This is a genomic window from Maricaulis maris (assembly GCF_003634045.1).
GTDB lineage: Bacteria > Pseudomonadota > Alphaproteobacteria > Caulobacterales > Maricaulaceae > Maricaulis > Maricaulis maris.
The window spans coordinates 216,417-234,360 of the sequence record NZ_RBIM01000001.1 but is presented as its reverse complement, the minus strand read 5'-3'; the positions used below and the strand labels follow the sequence as shown (position 1 = coordinate 234,360).

Sequence of the window (17,944 nt, the reverse complement as noted above, 5' to 3'; positions counted from 1 at the left end):
TAACCCATTCTTGACCGGCGCAGCGCAGATTCAAGTCATGCTTAACAGTGGCCCGGTTCTGACCATGCGCAAACTCATCGCCCTCGCCCCGCTCGGCGCCCTCCTGCTCGCGGCCTGCGCGACCACGGCACCGACCGAGCAGGAACAGGCTGTCATCGACACGATGAACGCCAACACGATCGTGCCGGCCTCGGCCAGCGAGCGTCAGGCCGTGCGCAGCCAAGACATGCTGACCCAGGCCGCCTTCTGGGCCGAAGCCTTCGACCTCAACCCGTCGGACCTGGAAGCCGCGCTGGAATTGTCGCGCACCCTGCGTCAGCTCGGCAATCACCAGCGCGCCAGCGAAGTCGCGCGGCAAACGCTGGCCCTCTATCCGGACAATGCCGATCTTCTGCTGGCCCATGGCAGCGCGCTGGCCGCCGCCGGTCGCGGCGTCGCCGGCATCGAATCACTGCGCCGCGCCAGCCAGATCGACAGCACGCGCTGGCAAATCCACAATGCCCTCGGGGTCGCCCTCGAACAGGCCGGCCAGAGCGAAGCCGCGCGGGGCGCCTTCCGCCAGGCGCTGACCCTGTCGCCCGGTGAACCGGCCATCCTGTCCAATCTCGCAATGTCCTACGTCACCGCCGGCGAACCCGACACGGCCGAACGCATGCTGCGGGAAGCCATGGTGCGTCCGGGTGCCGACGCCACCGTGCGCCAGAACCTGGCGCTGGTGATCGCCCTGCAAGGCCGGTTTACCGAAGCCGAGGAATTGGCCCGCGTCGATGTCTCGCCGCAAATGGCGGAAGCCAACATGGCCTATATCCGCGCCATGCTGACCACCAACCGCCGCTATGACGCGGTGCGCGAGAATTAGCGTCGCGCCGGACGTCCATTCAACAGACCCATCGACGTGATGAGAATGATCGCCGAGAGCGCGATCAGGTTCACCGTGATCCCGAAATAGCCATTCATTTCCATGCCGATGAACGGGTTGCCGACCAGCAGCAGCCAGTCGACCATGGAGGCGAAGAAGAATGCCCCATAGGCAAAGGCCGACCAGCGAGACCGCATGAGCAGCATCACCCATGCGACCAACGCCGCGAACAGGGCGATCAGGAAGACTGCTTCCTGAAGCACCGACATGCTGGCGACATAGCCGTAGGCGTCAAAGCTGAAACGATCACTCGGCCAGGTGCCGGTGCGCACCAAGAGCTCGAGCACGCCCCAGCGCCCATAGGTAAAAGCGCCATATCCGCACAGCAGGACCGTTGCCCAATAGAGCGCCACGTCACGCGATAATTTCATGTAATGATCCCGATCACCTGTATCATCGCCTCGCCCCGGCCTCTTTGTAACCCGCGCGACATCATCCGCGGAATACAAATATTCAGTGGCTGTTGCTGTGCACAGGCGGTGGCGGGGGAGGTGGCGGCGGCGCGACCTCGGCATCGTCGAGGGTTTTGAGCGGAAAGTCCTTGCGCAACAAGGGCGTGACCAGGGTGTGGTCGAAACGGAAATCCTCGACCAGTTCACGCAACTCGACCGGCGCCCGACCATCTTTCGACGCCTCGCTGCCGCGATAAAGCGCATAAAGACGCAGATAGTTCTTGTCGTCGCGGGACAGGGATGTGTCGTCGAGACGCGAGCACACAGTGATCAGCTTTTGCAGACCCTGTTTGCGCTTGCCGGCCTTCAGCTCGATCATCGCGCCGGCCAGACCGACTTTCCAGCCCATGTCGGCGAAATGCGTCTTGGGCGCATGCGACAGGGCGCGGCGGGCCGCCTCGATCTTGTCAGCCGCCAGCGCGCTCATGGTTTCACCCACAGCAGAATCGGCGCTGCGGATTTCCTCGCGGAGCTTGTCGGCCGTTTTTCGCCCGGAAAACATGGGCTGTGTCCACCTGTTCAACATGCACGATACCATTCAAGTAACGCGCCAGAACGGATTCGTCACATGCTATTGAAGCGGATGATGGCCGGACCGAGAATGACGACGAACAAGACCGGCAGGAAGAAGACGATCATCGGCACGGTCAGCTTGGCCGGCAGGGACGCTGCCTTCTTCTCGGCAGCCGCGAGGCGCATGTCCCGGTTTTCCTTGGCCATCACCCGCAGGGCCTGTCCCAGCGGCGTACCGTAGCGCTCGGCCTGGATCAAAGAGGTACAAACCGCCTTGACCCCGGGGTGATTGGTGCGCTTGGCGAGATTTTCATAGGCGGTCCGGCGATCCTGCAGATAGGACAGCTCAGCTGTGGTCAGCGACAATTCCTCGGCCAGTTCAATCGATTGCGAGCCGACTTCGCTCGACACTTTGTGGAAGGCGGCTTCGATCGACATCCCGCTTTCGACACAAATCAACAGCAGGTCGAGGGCATCGGGAAAGGCGCCCATGATCGATTGCTGGCGCTTGGTCGCGAGATTGGAGAGGTAGAGGTTCGGGGCGTAGTACCCAAGCAGGCCGAGCCCGAAGGAGAAGCAGACGCGGGTGATCTGCGGCAGGCCGAAATCATTGATCACGAAGACATAGAACAAGGCCAGGACGAACAGGATGATCGGCGACAACAAGCGGAAGAAATAGAAGGTCATCGCCGGCCGGCTGCCGCGCATGCCAGCCTGGGCAAGCTTTTCGTGCAGGGCCGGATCTTCGAACGCCTTTTGCAGGTTGAGCGCATCGACGATCGAGCGGACCAGGCCCTTGGCCTCGGCCCCGCGGATCGACCCCTTGCCGCCGCGGGCATTGGCTTCCAGTGCCTCTCGGCTCTTGCGACGCAGCTCCTCGCGGCGGTTGTTGACCGACTTGATGCGCTTGTCGAGCTTGTCCGTACCCATCGCCGGCGACGACAGGGTGACGATCGTGGCGAAAACCAGAATGGCCGCGACCATGGCGATCAGGCTCTGCGGATCGGTGAGGAAATCACGTATGTCGGTAAAGCTGATGCCGAACATGACCGCCTCAGATCTTGAAATTGATCATGCCGCGCATGACCATGATGCCGATGAACATCCAGGTCACCCCGCCGAGCAACATCAACTGGCCGGTCGGGTGAGTGAACATCTGGCTCATATAGGACGGGGTGGTGGCATAGACGATGCCGAACACGCCGGGCGGCAGCGAGCCGATGATGGCGGCCGAAGCATTGGCTTCCGACGCCAGCGCGCCGACCTTTTCGCGCATCATCTTGCGCGAGCGCAGCACGGTGGAGAGATTGCCCAGCGTCTCGGCCAGATTGCCGCCGGTCTTCTGCTGGATGATCAGCACGGTGCGAAAGAAGTTCAGCTCGGGCAGCGGCATGCGCTCGCACATCCGGTCGAGACCGTCGGGCAATGACACGCCGACCGCGATGCCTTCCACAAGTTTCTCGAATTCGGTGCGCACCGGTTCGGGACTCTCGACCGAGAGAATTTTCAGACATTCATTGAGTGGCAGGCCAGACTTCACACCGCGGGTGATGACATCCAGTGCGTTGGCGAATTCGCCGGAAAACTGCTTCTGGCGTCGTCCGCGCAGAAAGCCCAACCACCAGCGCGGCAAGCCCAGACCACTGATCAGGCCGACCGCCCCGATCACCAGGAGCTTCTGACCGGTGAGCAAGGCAACCAACATGCCGACCACGGCCAGACAGGCTGATACCACCCAGAAAACAGCGGGCGTGAATGACATGCCGGCTTGCTGGATGCGCGCCTTGACCGACAGCGACTTCTTGCGCTGGTCGCGCTGGCGCTGTTCAAGATCCTTGAGCGTTTCCTGGACCTGGCGCTTGCGCTGGGCGGCCTGGTCGAGGGCCGAGGCCTGACGCCGTCCGCGTTGCAATCCGCCCGTGCCGACGGCCCGGTTCATGCGTTTTTTCGACTGCGCGTCCCCGGCCGCCCCGGTGACGACCCAGCCGACTCCGCCGACCGCCATGAAGGCAGCCGCGGCAGCGAGGATGAAGGCCATGTCACCGCCCATCGCGTCAGGCCTCCGACGCGTCGAGCGCGTTGGCGAGCTCACGCTCCAGGCCGAAATAGCGGGCGCGGTCCCAGAATTTCGGACGCGCGATACCGGTCGAGGCGTGCTGGCCGATGATCTTGCCGTGCTCGTCCTCGCCCTTGATCTCGTAGAGGAAGAGGTCCTGGGTGACGATGACATCGCCTTCCATGCCGACCACTTCGGTGATGTGGGTGATTTTCCGCGAACCATCGCGCAAGCGGGCCGCCTGGACGATGACGTCGATCGAGCCGACAATCATCTCGCGGATCGTCCGGGCCGGAAGGTTGTAGCCGCCCATCGTGATCATCGACTCGATCCGCGACATCGCCTCGCGCGGCGAGTTGGCGTGCAGCGTGCCCATCGAGCCGTCATGGCCGGTATTCATGGCCTGCAGGAGGTCGAACGCCTCCGGGCCACGCACCTCACCGACGATGATCCGTTCGGGACGCATGCGCAGGCAGTTCTTGACCAGATCGCGCATGGTGACCATCCCGGACCCTTCCAGGTTCGGCGGACGCGTCTCCAGTCGCACGACATGTGGCTGTTGCAGCTGAAGTTCGGCGGCGTCTTCGCAGGTCACGACCCGTTCATCTTCCTCGATGAAGCCGGTCATGCAGTTCAAAAGCGTCGTTTTACCGGAACCCGTACCGCCGGAGATCAGCACGTTACAGCGCGAGGCACCGATGATGGACAGGACCTTGGCGCCTTCCGGCGTGATGGAGTTGAACTCCACCAGGTTCTGCATCGTCAGCTTGTCCTTCTTGAACTTACGAATGGTCAGCGTCGGACCGTCCAGCGCCAGTGGCGGCGCGATCACGTTGACACGCGAGCCGTCCATCAGGCGGGCGTCACAGATCGGCGAGCTTTCATCGACGCGGCGACCGACCTGGCTGACGATGCGCTGGCAGATATTCATCAGCTGGGCATTGTCGCGGAAACGGATATTTGTCTCCTCGAGCTTGCCGTTGACTTCGATGAAGACCTTGTCGGCACCATTGACCATGATGTCGGCGATGTCATCACGGGCCAGAAGCGGTTCCAGCGGGCCGAAACCGAGGACGTCATTGCAGATGTCCTGGAGCAGTTGTTCCTGCTCGGCGATCGACATGGCGACATTCTTGATCGAGATGATCTCGGTCACGATGTCGCGGATTTCCTCGGCCGCGGTTTCATTGTCCAGACGCGCCAACTGGCCCAGATCAATGGTGTCGATCAGGGCGTTGAAGATCGTCGTCTTGATTGCGTAATACTCTTCCGAGCGACCGCCCGGCTCCGCGGCGCGGACCGTGCGTTTGGCGGCCTTGGGGCCGGCATAGGCGCCCGGGGCCGGCTTGGCGACCGGCTTCGGGGCCGGCGCAGCCGGTTTGGCGGTGGGACGGGCGGTCGGGGCTGCAGCGGCCTCGCGACGCGGCGACGTCTCAGCACGCGCCTCCGCCTTTGGCGCGGCCGGCGGCGGCGTCAGCGGGGCGGTCGTGGGTGTCGGGCCTCCGGCACGCTTGCCGAACATGGGCTAACTAGCCTCCGAAAAGTTTCGCGATGAGTGAGCGTTTCGGCATCGCCACCGGTGTCCGGCCGGAGACGAGGCTGGCGAGATGCGAAAAGCCTTCCGCGGCTTTCGACTTTGGATCGAGTTCGGTGATCATCTGGCCGTTATTGGCCGCCTTGCCGAACAATTGCGGCTCGAACGGCAGGACCAGGGTTGGCGGAGTGCCCAGCGCTTCGGCGAAATCCTTTATCGGGATTTCCGGACGTTTCGGCATGCCGGCCATGTTGATCACGACGCGCGGCGGCTCGTCATTGGGACGGGCGCCAGCGACCAGATCGAACAGGTTTTTGGCATTACGCAAGGACGCCAGATCCGGCGCCACCGTGACCACGACCTGATCGGCTGCGAGCAATGTCTGCTTCACCCAAGGCGTCCACATGTGCGGCAGGTCGAGTGCAACATAGGGCGCCTGGCGACGGACTTTCTCCAACACCATCTCGTAGTCCTGGGTGCCGAAATCCCATTCCTTGTCGAGGGTTGCCGGGGCCGAGAACAGGCTGAGACGGTCCGTGCAGCGAACCAGGAGCCGGTCCAGCAACGCATCATCCAGACGATCCGGCTCGGCCAGGGCGTCGCCCAGTGTCTGGGCCGGGTCCTGGTTGAAATCGAGGCCCGCAGTGCCAAAGGACAGGTCGAGATCGACCAGCACGGCATCAGACTGCATGCCCTCGGTCAGGGCCCAGGTCGCATTGTGGGCGATCGTCGAAGACCCGACCCCACCCTTGGCGCCGATAAAGGCAATTGTCTTGCCGGCAAACGGCTGCTCGGGATCCAGGAAAAGCTCGGAAATGGTCCGGATCACGTGAATCGGCGTCATCGGCGGCACCAGATATTCACTGACCCCGCGCTTCATCAGCTCGCGATAGAGGCTGATATCATTGGCGGCGCCAATGATGATCACCTTGGTATCCGGATCGCAGACCCCGGCCAGTTCTTCGAGCTGGTCGAACAGGCCGCGTCCGCGCATGCCGCTCTCGATGATCAGCAGGTTCGGGGTCGTCTCGTCATGATAGCGTTCAATGGCCGCCGGCAAGCCGCCCAGCTCAACCGTCACATGCGCCTTGGCGAGGCGGCGGTCATTGGCGGCATTGTGGATCAGCGCCCCGGTTTCCGGTCGTTCACAAAAAGCGCCGACCGAGATGCGCGGCACCGGCTGGTCTGACACGTCGTTATCGACTTCGCCGTAGAGTGACTCGCCGACCTGGATCGCCGCGACTTCATCTTGCACGTCTTCGAATACCGGGTCGATGACGCGCTCCGGCTTGGCCGGAACCGGCGCCGCATCCGACAGGAAGGGATCGTCGCCGAAATCATCATCGAACGTGTCCACCGGGGCTTGTTGCGCCGGAGGCCGGTTCATCTCTTCGCGGGTGGCTTCGCCCAGCAGGAGGCGTTCGACATCGGCCGCGTCCAGGAAGGGATCATCACCGTCCAGGAAAGGGTCTTGCTTCAGTGCGCGATTGGCATCGGTCATGGCTGGCCCTCCCTAGTTTCCGCTGCCGACGCGGGATACGGCGCCACTCTCGTAGTCACTGCGCTCGCTGGCGGTGGATTCACCGGCCCGATAACCGTCGATCACCGTCTGACGGCGACCGGTATCGCCGGCCTCCATGTCGCGCGGCGCGACCAGGTCACGCGGGTCAGCGACCATGGCGGCCAGATTCACAGCCATCGCACAGCCAAAATTGGTGTGGCGCTGGTTGTCGAATTCCATCGCCATCTGGTCCCAGCTGCCATCACATTCGGCAGGCGCCACTGCGGTATATCGGGCGAAGGAGAAGATCACCTCGCCATTGTGCTGACCGCGCGCGTCATAGGCGCCTCCGGCGATCATGCGCCAGTCAATGCCCTGCTCGTAGAAGAAGGTCCGCGCCTCGGCGATGGCGCCGATGGCCGCGTCTTCATTGATCGCGCCCTGGGGATAGCTGATTACCAACGGGCCGTGGCCGCGAGCCTTGTATTCGGCAGCCACCGAGGCGAGCACGCGCTGCTGTGCCCAGGTCAGGCCATTGTCCTGCGGGTCGACGGCAAATTCGGCACGATAGGTCTCCGCGACCGCGCTGGCCTGGGGCAAGCCAAGGCCGGTCGGCGTCGCGGCACAGGCGCCAAGCGAGACAAGGCCGGCCAGTCCGATCAGGGCACCGATTGTTTTTTTGTAGGCCACCATCACCAACTCCACTACTCGAACAGGAAGCCGACCGGACCACTCCAACCGCGTTCGCCCGTATCCGATCCGGGGACCGAATAAGCGCGATTGATGCGGCCGAAGAGCAGGGTCGATGCCTCGCTGGAATTGCGGAATCCGTCCGCAGGCGTCTGCATCTGGTTCGGGTTTGTCGGATCGACCAGATACGGCGTCACCAACACGACCAGTTCGGTTTCCTGGTTCTCGTAATCCCGCGAACGGAACAAGGACCCCAGCACCGGCAGGTTCTGGACACCGGGAACCCCGTCGAGATTCTGGCGCGTTTCTTCCTGGATCAGGCCGGCCAGGACAAGGCTGCCACCCGACGGCAGTTCCACAGTGGTCTCGGCACGGTTCACATTGAGGGCGGGAATGGTCAGGCCCGGCACCGTACCGATGACGTTTCCGTCGTCATCCGTGACATTGTTCGACTGGAAGGTGAGCGAGCCCTGGCTCGTCAATTCCGACACTTCCGTCGAGATGCGCAGCGAGATGCGACCTTCTGACAGGACAACGGGCGTGAAGCCCAAGCCGACACCGAAGGGCTTGTATTCAATAATGATATTGCCATCACGATCGCGCCCGACCGGGACCGGGAATTCGCCACCGGCCAGGAAGTTCGCGCTTTCACCGGTGATCGCGGTCAGGTTCGGTTCGGCCAGGGTGCGGACCAGGCCGACCCGTTCCATCGCCTGCAACAAGGCGCTGACATTTTCGACACCGCCCGGATTGCCGCTGACCCAGTCGAGCATGGCACTCGTGCCACCGAGAAAGCGACCGACGCGGGAGAAGTCCGGCTGCGTCGAGACCCCGAAACCGAATTCACCCGTGGTGCCGGCGGTCGACAGATTGACACCGAGCTGGCGCACGATGGTGCGTTGCATTTCCACGATCCGGACGCGGAGCATGACCTGCTCGCGCGCTTCCACCGTGATCATCGACAGGATGTGATCGGGCTCATCGACCCAGCGCTGGGCGATGCGCAACGCGGCATCGGCATCCGACGCGCTCGGGGCACGGCCCGACAGCACGATATGATCATTCATCGCTTCAACCTCGACCCGCGCATTGGGCAGGAAGCGGTTGATCGATTCCTGCAGCGGCGACAGGTCGCGCTCGACTCGCAAGTTAAGGTCCAGGATCAGCTGGCCATTGGCATCAAAGAAGAAGGCGTTCGTCTGGCCGGTCGCCATGCCCATGATGTAAGCGCGACGCGGCGTCCGCACGATGGCCTCGACCACCGCAGGATTGGTCACCAGCACGTCCGCGACATCAACCGGGAGATGGACAACCGCGGCCTTCGACAGCGGCAGGTTCAAGGTCTCGGAAACCGGACCATTGCCCGGCTCGCGGATATAGACCTGCATCGTATTGCCACGTTCGGTGCCTGCCGGCTGGGCGGCGACCGGCGCTGCAAGGGCCAGGCTGGCCAGCAGGAGCAGGGTGCGGATCATCATCTCGGTCCTCATTCGTCCCCACCCAGCGCAACTTGCTGGGCGCGGCCATAGCGGATCAGGGTGACGGAGCTCGAACGACGCTCCTCGAAAGACTGGGCCGGGGCTTCCGGCAGATTGCCGCCGGAAACCAGGACCGGATCACCGGTATTGTCGGTCAGGCTGCGCAGCACGAGCGCGATTTCGCCGCGGGCGACCGCGACGGACACGGCACGGGCCTGGTCGGGGGTGAGTTCCAAGGTCGCAGTCTCGCCGACGGCAACTTCGTCATCACCATCGCTGGAGAAGGACTGGTCAATCGCGAGCACGCGGGCATTTTCGACGATCGTGCGGGCGACGAAGGCACGGCTCGAACCACGACGGCCTTCCGACTCTTCTTCAAAGGAGACGATCACGTCGACGCGATCATTCGGCAGGATAAAACCGCCCGCCCCGGTCTCGGCCGAGATCGGTACCGCCACGGCGCGCATTCCCGGCGTCAGAACGGCGGCCATGAAACCGGCATCACCGGGCTGGACAAGGCGGCGACCGGTGATCGGTTCTCCCTGACTGATCGGGGCACGAACCACCGAACCGGCGAAGTCGGCAATCGCCTGACCGCGGTTTTCAACAATATATCCCGGCGCAATGGCCTCATCGGGCCAAGCTTGCCAGTAGAAGTCAGCAGCACTGATTCGCTCGCCAATCTGAACGTCGCGGCGGGCCGCAAGAATGCGGACGGCGGGCCGCTCCTCGACTTCCACAACCTGCGGCGTTTCGTTGCTGGACATGGCCTGGCGAACGAAAATGGCCACGGCGACCGCAGCAATGGCGGCGGCGACAAGAATGGCGATGCGGACGGCGTTCATCAGGCGTCTCGAACCTCTCAGGCACACGAATTCATGTGCTAGGAGACGCTGAATTCCTCAAAGTCGCGTTAATGCTATCGGGACAATGCCCCCTAATGAGGGCTTTTTTCAGGGCCGGCAAGACACCGCTCAAATGTGCCTAAAAGGCGCCCCAGAAGACGCTGTTCGGCAGGCTCCAGAAAACCCCGGCGGCGATCGCAATTCCGTAAGGAACCGGGGCATTTACCGCCAGTGCGCTATCCTCGACACGTGCCGCGAGGGCGGGAATGCGCGGGGCAAGCCAGCGCAGGGCAAGGAGGAGGATCACCAGCACCCCGCCGGCAATCACGGTATGGATAAGAAATGCGAGGATTTCCGGCCAGCCGAACCACAGCGCCGAAGCGGCGAACAATTTTGCGTCGCCGCCGCCAATCCAGCCCGGAGCGAACAGGGCAAAGCCGATGAGCAGGGCAATCACGCCACCAAGCATGTGATTGCCGGCGTCCGACCAACCCAGGCCGGCGGCCAGCACCGCGACCGGGAAAGTCAGCACGACCAGGCCGCACAACCAGTTGGGAATGATGAATTTGACGGCATCGAAAACCGCCGCCACCAACATCAGGCCGACCAGGCCCAGTATCACCATCTGCATCAACACGGGTTCGCCCCCTCTACCATTCCTGCGGAGAGTGACCACGAAGCCTTAATGAGCGGTTGGCAAACGAAACAGGGCCGCTCCGATCGGAGCGGCCCTGCCATTCGTGTCACGCAGACGCCGTATCAGATGGCGGCGGTGATTGCGTCGAAATTGCCCGAAAGCTCGGTGCCAAGAGCCGTCACAGCGCCGATGATGACAACAGCGATAAGGGCGGCAATCAGGCCGTACTCAATCGCGGTGGCGCCAGATTCGTCTTTGAAGAAGCGAGAAATCATTTTCATTTTGTATACTCCCGTGAAAGTTCCCAACCATCAGGAGCCGATCCGTCCCGACCCCTCCTGAACGCTGACCAATAGACACGAGAAGACTTTCTGCCGAGTAAAAATTCGTGCTTAACAAAACATATATTTGCGTGAACCTCTGCTATAGTTAACATTCAAATAACGGGAACCGGGCGCAAAGAGCTCAAACAATCTCAGCTGCGTTTAGAAAAGATTCAGACGCGCGCGCGAGAGTGGTCGCCAGTTTCACACAGCGGCACGGAGCGCCTGCCATGTTCAACCGGATTGCCACCGCCTTCACCCTGGCGATTGTCTGCGTCGCCCCCGTTGCGGCGCACGACCTGGCCGTGCCTGTCGAGCATGCCGAAGTGATCCGCCTGCCTGCCGAGGCCTCCGCGATTGTGGTCGGCAATCCCTCAATCGCCGACGCCATGGTGCATGACGGCCGCACACTGATCGTCACCGGTCGCCTGCAGGGCCGCACCAATGTGATCGCCATCGACCGTATCGGCCGCGTCATCTACGAGCGCGACGTCGTCGTCTCGAATCCGGTCGCCGGCCAGGTCGCCCTGTTCCGCGGCCCGAACCAGCACACCCTGTCTTGCGGGGCGGTGTGTGGTGAGGTCCCGCGCGTCGGCGACGATACCGAACGCACCGAAGCCCTGACCGACCAGCAACGTGGTCGCCTGTCGATCGTCGACACGGCGATGTCCGGCGACAATCCCCAGTAACAGGGAGGAGGCCCGCAAAAGCCGGGCCTTGGATGGGGACACCAATGACCACCGCATCAGATACAGCCGCACCAAAGCGCCACCAAGCGCAACTCGCCCGCTTTTGCCGGGCCGACAACGGTGCAACCGCGATCGAATTCGCAATGATCGCGGCGCCCTTCTTCCTGCTTCTCTTTGCGATGATCGAAATCGCCGCTGTCTTCTTCACCGGTACCGTGCTCGAAAACGCGGTTTTGGAGTCAGCCCGCAAGATCCGCACCGGCGAGGCCCAGACCGGTGGCATGTCGCAAGCCGGCTTCCGTCAGGAAGTGTGCAACCTGATCTCGACAGTCGCCGATTGCGATAAACTCGAGATCGACGTGCAGGTGTTCGAGGACTTCGACACGGTCGACCAGTCCAGCCCGATCGACGAAAATGGTGCCCTCGACAATTCCGATTTTGGTTGGGAACCCGGTGACGCGGGCGACATCGTGCTGGTGCGCGTCTTTTATCGCTGGTCGCTGATGACCCCCAATTTCGGCGGCGCCCTGTCCAACATGGAGAACAATCAGCGCCTGATCACCTCCGCGACCGTTTTCCGCAATGAGCCTTTTGATGATTAAGCCGCTCACCCGCTCGATCAGCCGTCTTTTCCGCGACCGCCGCGGCGTGTCCGCGGTCGAGTTCGCCCTGATCGCGCCGTTCATGATCCTGCTCTATCTCGGCTCGGTGGAGATCAGCCTGGCCCTTTCGATCGACCGCAAGATCACCTCGATCTCCAGCGCCCTCGCCGACCTGGTCGCCCAGGACGACATCATCACCGATGACGAGATGACCGACATTCTCAATGCCGGCTCTGTCATCGCGGCGCCGTTTGACCCGACCCCGCTGCAGATCCGCATCACCTCGGTGCTGATGGACAGCAGCGATAATGTCGAAGTGCAATGGTCCGACGCGCAAGGCATGGCGCCCTATTCCGAGGGCAGCACGGTGACCATTCCCAGCGGTGTGTTGGAGCGCAATCGTTCCGTCATCATGGTCGAGGTGAACTACGAGTACGACACCATGTTCGGCGAGCTTGGGGTAAGCCAGTTCAATATTTCTGAAATCTTCTATCTCCGCCCGCGCCGCTCGATCGTCGTCTCGCGGAGTTAGGCAAAGAGCGCCTTGATCCGCGCCGGCAATTCGCCGGTCCCCAGGGCACGCCCGTCGAGCGTCGCTACGGGAACCGCGCCGAAGGCGGCATTGGTCACGAACACCGCCTCAGCCCCCTCCAGCACATCCAGTCCGAACGCACCGGTTTCGACCGGCATCGAGTCAAGAATCTCGGCCCGCACCGTCCCGGCGAGAACACCGCAAGCGGTCGCCGGCGTATAGACCTCGCCGGCAATCAGCCAGAACACATTGGCGCTGTCGCCACCCGACACATGACCGCGCGTATCCAGCAGCAAGGCCATGTCAGCCCCCTGCCCGCGCGCCTGCCGGCGCGCCTGGATATTGTCCATGTAGGACAGGGTCTTGTGGCGCGCCGCCAGACTGGCCGGCGAGCGACGGATTTCACTGAGCGACAGGGCAATGGAGGCGGGCGGCGCAGCGCGGGGCGAGGCCGTCAGAGTCAGCGACGGGACCAGCTCGTCGGGCCGCTCCAGACCGCGCGGCCCCGGCCCGGCCGTCAGGGTGAGGCGCACCATCGCGTCCTTGAGCGCATTGCGCGCCACCAATTCCTCGATCAGGCCGGCCATGCCGTCAGCGTCGTGTGGCCCCGGCAAGCCGAGTTCGGCCGCGCTGCGTGCCAGACGCGTCATATGGCGATCAAAACGGACCGCCTTGCCCTTGATCACATGCAGGGTTTCAAACAGGCCGTCGCCCAGAAGACCGCCCCGATCCGCGAGGCTCCAGCCGGTGCGGGCGGTTTCGATCCACTCGCCATCCTTGAAAGCAATTCCGTTCATGCCGATCCCGCCCCCAAGGCCTGGCGCAGGGCCGAGACCTTGGTCAGTGTTTCCTCGTACTCCGCGACCGGCTCGCTATCGGCGACAATACCACCGCCGGAGCGCAGGCTGGCGCGCCATTGGCCGCCATCGCGGCGCAGGGCCGCCGTGCGGATCATGACATTGAAGTCCATATCGCCGCGTTCCATGTCGATCCAGCCCAGCGCACCACAATAGGCGCCGCGCGGCTCGCCCTCGAGTTCGGAAATGATCTCCATCGCCCGCACCTTCGGGGCGCCGGTGATCGAGCCGGGCGGGAAGCTGGCGGCCAGAAGGTCGAACCCGTCGCGCCCGTCGGCAAGGTCACCCTCCACCACCGAGACCAGATGATGGACATTGGCATAGCTCTCGATCTCGCACAGCACCGGCACGCTGACCGAACCGGGCGCACAGACCCGCGACAGGTCATTGCGCATCAGGTCGACAATCATCAGGTTTTCCGCCCGGTCCTTGGCGCTGGCTAACAATTCAGCGGCCAAGGCCTTGTCCTCGGCCGGATCGGCAGATCGGCGCCGCGTGCCCTTGATCGGCCGCGCCTCGACACGGCGCCCCCCGACCTTGAGGAAACGCTCCGGCGAATTGGTCAGCACGACATGGTCCGCGTCGAGGCAGAGATATGCGGCATGCGGCGCAGGCGAGGCCTCACACAGACGGGCAAAGACCTGCCAGGGCGTGTCGACCGGATCGAGCCAAACGTCAAAGGCCTGCGAAAGATTGACCTGGAAGACATCACCGGCATGGACATAGTCGCGCGCCTTGCCGGCAGCTGCGAGATAGGTGTTGCGGTCCCAGCGCGGCGACCAGTCGAGTGCCCGCGCGTCAACCGCAGCAGTCGACGCCGCGTCCGGGACGGCATTGATGGCATCGGCCAGCCGGGCAACAGCACCGGCAGACCCGCCGCGAACCCGGATCATGCCACCGTCCCGATCAAATTCGGCCCAGGCGGGATAGCGGGCCATCGCAAGCGGTGGCCAGCGCGGATCGAGATGCGGCAGGCGTTCAAAGGCGGCGGCAAGGTCATAGCCGAACAGGCCGGCCCAGACGCCCCCTTCGCGGCGCGCAATGGCCGCCAGCGCGTCGAAATCGGCCCGATCCGTCCCGGTCATCACCCGGTCGGGATGCACGAAGAGACGCGCGCGATTGTGTCGGCCGTCATGCAGGAGCAGCGCGTTCGGCGTCTCGGCCCAAGGCGCAAACACGACGAGCGGGTCGCGCCAGGGCAGATGGGTTTCAGGGTGTGGAGCGGCCATGGCGGGAGGCCGGGTCAGCCGGTCAGCCAGCGTGCGCGCAGGGCGGCGCGTTCATCCTCGGTAATGCCAAGATGCTCACGCACATAATGATCAACCCCGCCCATGGTCTCGAAAGCCTGGCGAAGATAATCACCATCGACACCCAGGAAGACCCGCATCATGTCCGGCTCCATGGCCTGTCCATAATCGGCCAGCACGCGCTCACGGATGCGCGGGATTATGGCGTCGAAATTCACCGCCTGATTGGTCATCTCGTAATCCGCGATGACGGTATCACGATCGACGCCCAACTCGTCGAGCACAAGGGCGCAGAATATCCCGGTCCGGTCCTTGCCGGCAGCACAGTGGACGAGGAAGCCGGCCTCGGCGTCGCCGGTCGCGAGCGCCCGGTAGGCGTCGCGATAGACATCCATATTGCCCTCTTCCATCGGAATGCGGCGATAGGCCGAGAGCATATAGTCACGCACCCCGTCCGGCGTGTGCACACCCATGCGCAAAAAGCGCAGGTGCGGCGGCTCGCCGGCATCACCCTTGTCGGAGGCCAGCACACGCGGCGCGATCGGATCCGGCCAGTTGGAGGGCTCGTTGGTGCGTTCGCGCGGCTTGCGCAAATCCGCGACGACCCGGATGCCCAGCCCGCCGATATGGTTCCAGTCATTGTCACTGGCACGGGAAAAGTGGCCGGAGCGGTAAAGCCCGTCCTTCACGCGTGCGCCATCCCGACCTTCATAGCCGTGGAAATGCCGGAAATTGTGGACGCCTTCGAGCGGTGTGATGCGAGTCATGCATCGGAGGTACGCAATCACCCGCCCCGCGGCAAGGGGCGCTGACCGAATTGCCGCGCTCCGCAAAAGCAGGACGGGGACCATGTATCTTTAGTGCCTGTCCCTCGCCCGCTGAATGATCTGCCGACGGATCGGAATGGCTAGGCGTCCGGGCTCTCGTCCAGCCTCTCCAGCAAACGCTCATACTGGCCGATCAGGAAGCGTTCCTGGGAGGCCAGTTCGGTAAAGCCGATCTGGGTGAAGCGCAGGCTGGGGCCGAGATCCTGCGGGCGCATGATTTCCGGCCCGGCAAACAATAATTCGACGATTTGCCGCCAAGTCGATTCCACACCATTGGCCTGCATTTCATAGATCCGGGCGACCTCGGATACGCGGGCATAGGGCAGAACATTGAGTCGGCCATGCTGCTGGGCGTGCTCCCAGGCAAAACGCGACAAGCCCGGCGCATTGACCCCGCGCGGCAGAACGCGGGGGAATTCATCGAACAGCACGCCCTCGGCCCCCTCCGGCGAGGCCTCGAGTTCCGCGAGCCGCGCACCGATCCGCTCGACCACCTCCTCGTGATAGCCGGCGACGGCTTCCAGGGCCGCGATATTGGCCTCGATCTCGGCGACGACACGGCCCATCGCCGCCTCGGCCGCGCGCCGATCCGCCACATCCTCGCGCCATTCATTGACGAGAAAACCGAGCACGACCGCAAAGACGATCAAAAACCCCTCGACAAGGGCACGACCGAACCAGGACGGCAGGGAGGGGGATGATTGTGTCGACATGAGCTGATCCGCATTGGCTGGCTGGAGGTTAGCCGGACTTGCCCCGGCACAACAACCGTTCAGGAACGCCGCGCACCGCGCGCAAGGATCAGCCATTCGGTCACGACAAGATTTCCCACCCAGCAGGTCCAGGCTGCAATGCCATAAGCGGTCGGGAAATCCAGTTGGAAACCGGCGACCAGGACCGCGGTTTCCGCCCGGAGCGTGACGGCGGAGAAAATCAACGCATAGGCGCGCAGCATCCAGATACGATGGCCGGCCGGATCGCGGATGAGAATTTTGCCAACCCCCATGACGGTGGTGACAAGCAGCAACACTGCCAACGCCGAGAACGCGGCATTGTTGGGTCCACCGCCAAACGCATGCCCGGCGAGGATCAACCCGCAGACAGCGCATAGCACCGCTGCGCCGGCAAAGGTCACGCCGACGAGGCGATGCAGCGCCCTGAGCCGGGCCTGCATGCAAACCAGCAACTGGATCGGTCCGGCCAGCAAAGCCGTCATGCCTGCGGCGATATGGACCACCAGCACATCATGAAGGCCGGCATAGGCGCGGTTCTGCTCGTCAAACGGATAATCCCCGACCGGCGCCGAGAAATAAGCCAGGGACCCGACGCAAACCGCCACGGCCGCAAGTCCGAGCAGCGCCGTGCCGGGACGCTGGCAGATGAAGCCCATGGGCCGCCTCCCGATCCCCGCACGGCGCGACATGCAGCCCTAATACCGCATGGTGACAGCAAGGAAGGCGCCGTACTGGGAGTCGGCATCAATGATCGGGCTGTCGCGTCCCTCGTCGGGGATCATCTCGAACTCGATGCCGCCGACCAGGGCGACACGGTCCGTCAGGGCGTATCTGGCGGTCGCCCCGAAGAACGGCGATACAGTGCCGCTGACCGAATAGGCCGGGCGGTCGAGGGCAACCTCATCGGCAAAGACGCCATACATGTAGGTGCCCAGATCTCCATCACGCCAACGGGCGCCGGTTTCTGCCGCCACCGTCCATCGCGGCGCGATTTGCGACACCACGCCCGCCGTCAGCGCCACTTCCTGGCCCTTGTGGCGGCCGGATATGTCAGTGAGATAGTCGAGGGAAATCGAGACCGGGCCGGTTTCAGTCGACAGGCGGAAGCCGGCATCCACCGCGATTTCCCGCTGCATGTCTGACAGGTCGGGCACGTCTGCCGGGTCCGAAAACTGCCAGCGCGGTGCAACAAGCCCTTCAAGACGGATCCGGTCATTCTCATACAGGCCGACCTCAAGCCCTTCGGGTGACACAGAGAAGCGGTCTCCTTCGTAGGCAATATAGGGCAGCGCCTTGACCGTCGTGTCATCGGTCGCGCCGAGATAGGGATTGGACTCAATGGCGACGCCAAGCCCGAACGTCCATCGGCGCTCTAGCTCTTGCGCGCCGACATTGCCGCAACACAGGCTCGACGCCACCGCGACCGAGGCCAGGATACTCCAGCAATAAACAAGCTTCATCTTCACTCTCACCTTTGGTTGGCGCCCGCTGCCCCCGGGGGGACTTAT

The 17,944-nt window shown here is 63.3% G+C and carries 21 protein-coding genes; 4 read left to right on the top strand and 17 right to left on the bottom strand.

The window, feature by feature from the left end; all coding sequences use genetic code 11:
* The first annotated feature begins 37 nt into the window (after positions 1-37).
* Positions 38-859 (top strand): tetratricopeptide repeat protein, encoded by an 822-nt coding sequence (locus C7435_RS01145; protein ID WP_075188698.1) that lies wholly within the window; start codon positions 38-40, stop codon positions 857-859.
* Here C7435_RS01145 and C7435_RS01140 read toward each other — a convergent pair.
* From C7435_RS01140 to C7435_RS01090, 11 genes are all read right to left on the bottom strand, one after another.
* Positions 856-1,290 (bottom strand): hypothetical protein, encoded by a 435-nt coding sequence (locus C7435_RS01140; protein ID WP_147422595.1) that lies wholly within the window; start codon positions 1,288-1,290, stop codon positions 856-858. The two genes, C7435_RS01145 and C7435_RS01140, sit on opposite strands and share 4 nt — an antisense overlap.
* 82 nt (positions 1,291-1,372) lie before the next feature.
* A complete protein-coding gene (locus C7435_RS01135) occupies positions 1,373-1,873 on the bottom strand; it encodes a hypothetical protein (RefSeq protein ID WP_121209705.1) in 501 nt (166 codons plus the stop codon).
* Positions 1,874-1,935: 62 nt separating this feature from the next.
* A complete protein-coding gene (locus C7435_RS01130; protein ID WP_075188695.1) occupies positions 1,936-2,931 on the bottom strand; it encodes a type II secretion system F family protein in 996 nt (331 codons plus the stop codon).
* Between the two features lie 7 nt (positions 2,932-2,938).
* Positions 2,939-3,934 carry a type II secretion system F family protein gene (locus C7435_RS01125; RefSeq protein WP_233128225.1) on the bottom strand — a complete coding sequence of 332 codons (996 nt, stop codon included), beginning with the start codon at positions 3,932-3,934 and terminating at the stop codon, positions 2,939-2,941.
* Between the two features lie 4 nt (positions 3,935-3,938).
* A complete protein-coding gene (locus tag C7435_RS01120) occupies positions 3,939-5,462 on the bottom strand; it encodes a TadA family conjugal transfer-associated ATPase (protein ID WP_121209704.1) in 1,524 nt (507 codons plus the stop codon).
* Positions 5,463-5,469: 7 nt separating this feature from the next.
* Positions 5,470-6,975 carry a CpaE/TadZ family protein gene (locus C7435_RS01115; RefSeq protein WP_233128224.1) on the bottom strand — a complete coding sequence of 502 codons (1,506 nt, stop codon included), beginning with the start codon at positions 6,973-6,975 and terminating at the stop codon, positions 5,470-5,472.
* Between the two features lie 12 nt (positions 6,976-6,987).
* Positions 6,988-7,668 carry a CpaD family pilus assembly protein gene (locus C7435_RS01110; protein WP_121209703.1) on the bottom strand — a complete coding sequence of 227 codons (681 nt, stop codon included), beginning with the start codon at positions 7,666-7,668 and terminating at the stop codon, positions 6,988-6,990.
* 11 nt (positions 7,669-7,679) lie between these two features.
* The gene (locus C7435_RS01105) at positions 7,680-9,155 is read right to left on the bottom strand and encodes a type II and III secretion system protein family protein (protein WP_083634904.1); all 1,476 of its coding nucleotides are present in this window, start codon (positions 9,153-9,155) and stop codon (positions 7,680-7,682) included.
* Entirely contained in the window at positions 9,152-9,988 is an 837-nt protein-coding gene (gene cpaB / locus C7435_RS01100) for a Flp pilus assembly protein CpaB (protein WP_075188691.1), read from the bottom strand. The genes C7435_RS01105 and cpaB overlap by 4 nt, the downstream gene beginning before the upstream one ends.
* A gap of 139 nt (positions 9,989-10,127) precedes the next feature.
* Positions 10,128-10,619, bottom strand: a complete 492-nt coding sequence (locus tag C7435_RS01095) for an A24 family peptidase (RefSeq protein ID WP_121209702.1) — start codon at positions 10,617-10,619, stop codon at positions 10,128-10,130.
* A gap of 128 nt (positions 10,620-10,747) precedes the next feature.
* Complete coding sequence (locus tag C7435_RS01090; protein ID WP_075188689.1) at positions 10,748-10,906, bottom strand: Flp family type IVb pilin; 159 nt, start codon at positions 10,904-10,906, stop codon at positions 10,748-10,750.
* 272 nt (positions 10,907-11,178) lie between these two features.
* On the opposite strand from C7435_RS01090, the gene C7435_RS01085 reads away from it, so the two are divergent.
* The 3 genes from C7435_RS01085 to C7435_RS01075 are packed head-to-tail and all read left to right on the top strand — an operon-like array spanning position 11,179 to position 12,771.
* A complete protein-coding gene (locus C7435_RS01085; protein ID WP_075188688.1) occupies positions 11,179-11,637 on the top strand; it encodes a pilus assembly protein N-terminal domain-containing protein in 459 nt (152 codons plus the stop codon).
* Between the two features lie 44 nt (positions 11,638-11,681).
* Positions 11,682-12,239: a TadE/TadG family type IV pilus assembly protein gene (locus C7435_RS01080; protein ID WP_121209701.1), complete on the top strand. Its 558-nt coding sequence runs from the start codon at positions 11,682-11,684 to the stop codon at positions 12,237-12,239.
* The gene (locus tag C7435_RS01075; protein WP_075188686.1) at positions 12,232-12,771 is read left to right on the top strand and encodes a TadE/TadG family type IV pilus assembly protein; all 540 of its coding nucleotides are present in this window, start codon (positions 12,232-12,234) and stop codon (positions 12,769-12,771) included. The genes C7435_RS01080 and C7435_RS01075 overlap by 8 nt, the downstream gene beginning before the upstream one ends.
* Here C7435_RS01075 and C7435_RS01070 read toward each other — a convergent pair.
* The 6 genes from C7435_RS01070 to C7435_RS01045 all read right to left on the bottom strand — a co-directional run bounded on the left by C7435_RS01070 (position 12,768) and on the right by C7435_RS01045 (position 17,896).
* Positions 12,768-13,568, bottom strand: coding sequence for an aminotransferase class IV (locus C7435_RS01070; protein WP_121209700.1), 801 nt, complete (start codon positions 13,566-13,568; stop codon positions 12,768-12,770). The genes C7435_RS01075 and C7435_RS01070 overlap by 4 nt on opposite strands.
* Positions 13,565-14,857: an anthranilate synthase component I family protein gene (locus tag C7435_RS01065; RefSeq protein WP_121209699.1), complete on the bottom strand. Its 1,293-nt coding sequence runs from the start codon at positions 14,855-14,857 to the stop codon at positions 13,565-13,567. Before C7435_RS01065 ends, C7435_RS01070 begins: the two co-directional genes overlap by 4 nt.
* Before the next feature lie 14 nt (positions 14,858-14,871).
* Positions 14,872-15,642 carry a tyrosine-protein phosphatase gene (locus C7435_RS01060; protein ID WP_121209698.1) on the bottom strand — a complete coding sequence of 257 codons (771 nt, stop codon included), beginning with the start codon at positions 15,640-15,642 and terminating at the stop codon, positions 14,872-14,874.
* Between the two features lie 140 nt (positions 15,643-15,782).
* Complete coding sequence (locus C7435_RS01055) at positions 15,783-16,415, bottom strand: hypothetical protein (protein ID WP_121209697.1); 633 nt, start codon at positions 16,413-16,415, stop codon at positions 15,783-15,785.
* A gap of 59 nt (positions 16,416-16,474) precedes the next feature.
* The gene (locus C7435_RS01050) at positions 16,475-17,092 is read right to left on the bottom strand and encodes a DUF2306 domain-containing protein (RefSeq protein WP_170150299.1); all 618 of its coding nucleotides are present in this window, start codon (positions 17,090-17,092) and stop codon (positions 16,475-16,477) included.
* A gap of 39 nt (positions 17,093-17,131) precedes the next feature.
* Complete coding sequence (locus C7435_RS01045; RefSeq protein WP_121209695.1) at positions 17,132-17,896, bottom strand: MipA/OmpV family protein; 765 nt, start codon at positions 17,894-17,896, stop codon at positions 17,132-17,134.
* Positions 17,897-17,944 lie beyond the last annotated feature (48 nt).

Bases quoted from the DNA above. Each gene is read 5' to 3' on its own strand.
- C7435_RS01145 (WP_075188698.1), top strand. From the start codon at position 38: ATGCTTAACAGTGGCCCGGTTCTGACCATGCGCAAACTCATCGCCCTC.
- C7435_RS01140 (WP_147422595.1), bottom strand. From the start codon at position 1,290: ATGAAATTATCGCGTGACGTGGCGCTCTATTGGGCAACGGTCCTGCTG.
- C7435_RS01135 (WP_121209705.1), bottom strand. From the start codon at position 1,873: ATGTTTTCCGGGCGAAAAACGGCCGACAAGCTCCGCGAGGAAATCCGC.
- C7435_RS01130 (WP_075188695.1), bottom strand. From the start codon at position 2,931: ATGTTCGGCATCAGCTTTACCGACATACGTGATTTCCTCACCGATCCG.
- C7435_RS01125 (WP_233128225.1), bottom strand. From the start codon at position 3,934: ATGGGCGGTGACATGGCCTTCATCCTCGCTGCCGCGGCTGCCTTCATG.
- C7435_RS01120 (WP_121209704.1), bottom strand. From the start codon at position 5,462: ATGTTCGGCAAGCGTGCCGGAGGCCCGACACCCACGACCGCCCCGCTG.
- C7435_RS01115 (WP_233128224.1), bottom strand. From the start codon at position 6,975: ATGACCGATGCCAATCGCGCACTGAAGCAAGACCCTTTCCTGGACGGT.
- C7435_RS01110 (WP_121209703.1), bottom strand. From the start codon at position 7,668: ATGGTGGCCTACAAAAAAACAATCGGTGCCCTGATCGGACTGGCCGGC.
- C7435_RS01105 (WP_083634904.1), bottom strand. From the start codon at position 9,155: ATGAGGACCGAGATGATGATCCGCACCCTGCTCCTGCTGGCCAGCCTG.
- cpaB (WP_075188691.1), bottom strand. From the start codon at position 9,988: ATGAACGCCGTCCGCATCGCCATTCTTGTCGCCGCCGCCATTGCTGCG.
- C7435_RS01095 (WP_121209702.1), bottom strand. From the start codon at position 10,619: ATGCAGATGGTGATACTGGGCCTGGTCGGCCTGATGTTGGTGGCGGCG.
- C7435_RS01090 (WP_075188689.1), bottom strand. From the start codon at position 10,906: ATGAAAATGATTTCTCGCTTCTTCAAAGACGAATCTGGCGCCACCGCG.
- C7435_RS01085 (WP_075188688.1), top strand. From the start codon at position 11,179: ATGTTCAACCGGATTGCCACCGCCTTCACCCTGGCGATTGTCTGCGTC.
- C7435_RS01080 (WP_121209701.1), top strand. From the start codon at position 11,682: ATGACCACCGCATCAGATACAGCCGCACCAAAGCGCCACCAAGCGCAA.
- C7435_RS01075 (WP_075188686.1), top strand. From the start codon at position 12,232: ATGATTAAGCCGCTCACCCGCTCGATCAGCCGTCTTTTCCGCGACCGC.
- C7435_RS01070 (WP_121209700.1), bottom strand. From the start codon at position 13,568: ATGAACGGAATTGCTTTCAAGGATGGCGAGTGGATCGAAACCGCCCGC.
- C7435_RS01065 (WP_121209699.1), bottom strand. From the start codon at position 14,857: ATGGCCGCTCCACACCCTGAAACCCATCTGCCCTGGCGCGACCCGCTC.
- C7435_RS01060 (WP_121209698.1), bottom strand. From the start codon at position 15,642: ATGACTCGCATCACACCGCTCGAAGGCGTCCACAATTTCCGGCATTTC.
- C7435_RS01055 (WP_121209697.1), bottom strand. From the start codon at position 16,415: ATGTCGACACAATCATCCCCCTCCCTGCCGTCCTGGTTCGGTCGTGCC.
- C7435_RS01050 (WP_170150299.1), bottom strand. From the start codon at position 17,092: ATGGGCTTCATCTGCCAGCGTCCCGGCACGGCGCTGCTCGGACTTGCG.
- C7435_RS01045 (WP_121209695.1), bottom strand. From the start codon at position 17,896: ATGAAGCTTGTTTATTGCTGGAGTATCCTGGCCTCGGTCGCGGTGGCG.